A 1,559-nucleotide genomic window follows, 5' to 3' on the forward strand; every position below is an offset into this window, starting at 1 on the left:
CTGACGTTGATAATGGTTATGCCGGTTAATCCGATCGGCGATAATGGGAGTGGCGGCCTGGCGGTGACCCTGATTCTGACTGACGGCCTCGGTGATCGTGGCCTGTCCTTGTTCCGATTTGTCCCGCCCGGCCACCGACCCGGAGGCGCATGGCACATGACCTCATAGGAGCGTGGACGCTCCATCGGATCCCCGCAAGAACCATGGTAGCGTGTCCCGTCAACGTCCTGTCTGGGCCGGAACGCCCCGGAAACGGCAACGAGACGACAAGGAGACGACGATGCAGCCGCCTACCGGATTCATCGCCGGCGTGGACACGCACACCGGCACCCACACCATCGCCCTGCTCGACATGAACGGCAGGGTCCTTTCCACGGACACCTTCGGGGCCGACCCGGACGGGTACGGGCGTCTGGTCGCCATGCTCGGCGACCCGGCCCGCTGCGCCGGGGTCGGCGTGGAGGGCACGAACTCGTTCGGCGCGGCGCTGGCCAGACGGCTCCGCGCCGCGGGGTTCCCCGTGTACGAGGTGCTCAGGCCGAAACGCGCCGTGCGCCGCAGGGACGGCAAGTCCGACCCCATCGACGCGGTCGCCGCCGCGCGCAGCGTGCTCGCCGGCGACGGGACGAGCCTGCCGAAAAGCTCGGACGGGTGGGTCGAGGCGCTGCGCCACCTGAACGCGGAACGCTCCCGGCTGGTCGCGGCGATGACCGCGCTGGCCAATTCCGCCGGGGGCCTGCTGGTCACCGCCCCGGAGCCGGTCAGGGAGCGGTACAGGGGGCTGCGGACCGAGACGCGCATGGACCGTCTGGCCTCGTGCCGCCCGTCCGGCGGCCTCGTCGAGCGCAGCGTGCTCGACGCGCTCAAAGGCGCCGCCAAGGCGTGGAAGACGCTCAGGGAGCAGGCCGGCCTGCTCGAGGAGCGCATGCGGGAGATCCTCGAGGACAACGCGCGCCCCCTGCTCGACATCTACGGGGCCGGCACCGTCACCGCCGCCACGATCGCCATCGTCGCCGGGGACAACCCCGAACGCATCCGCGGCGAGGCCGCGTTCGCCAAGCTCTGCGGCGCGTGCCCCATCCCCGCGTCCAGCGGCAGGACCGACCGCCACCGGCTCAACCGGGGAGGCAACCGGCAGGGCAACGCGGCCTTGCACCGCATCGCCGTCGTCAGGCTCAGGCACCACCAGCCGACCCGCGACTACGTGGCGAGGAAGACGAGCGAAGGCAAAAGCAAGCTCGAGATCATCCGATGCCTCAAACGCTACATCGCCCGCGAGGCGTACAGGGCCCTCGTCGCCACCCGCGACGGCAGCGCGGGACGGCCGGCCCCGCGGGAACGCGGCGCGCGCCTGCGTCTCCTGCGCACGAGCCACGGCATCACGCAACGGCAGGTCGGCGAAGCGCTGGGCGTGCCCTCCAGCAGGATCAGCGAAATCGAGCGGGGCGTGCGCGACCTGCCCGAACTCGAACAACGCGCCACCCAATGGATCCACTCCATCACCACCCCGACACAACACGCGCAACAGCTTGACAATGTATAGGAGCATCGGAACGTAC

1 protein-coding gene is annotated in these 1,559 nt (G+C 70.0%); it reads left to right on the plus strand.

Annotated features, from left to right (window positions below; genetic code table 11):
* Positions 1–280 precede the first annotated feature (280 nt).
* The gene (locus tag F7D09_RS10985) at positions 281–1,543 is read left to right on the plus strand and encodes an IS110 family RNA-guided transposase (RefSeq protein ID WP_152235523.1); all 1,263 of its coding nucleotides are present in this window, start codon (positions 281–283) and stop codon (positions 1,541–1,543) included.
* The last annotated feature ends 16 nt before the right edge of the window (positions 1,544–1,559 follow it).

Source organism: Bifidobacterium leontopitheci, assembly GCF_009193355.1.
In the GTDB taxonomy this organism is placed as follows: Bacteria; Actinomycetota; Actinomycetes; order Actinomycetales; family Bifidobacteriaceae; genus Bifidobacterium; species Bifidobacterium leontopitheci.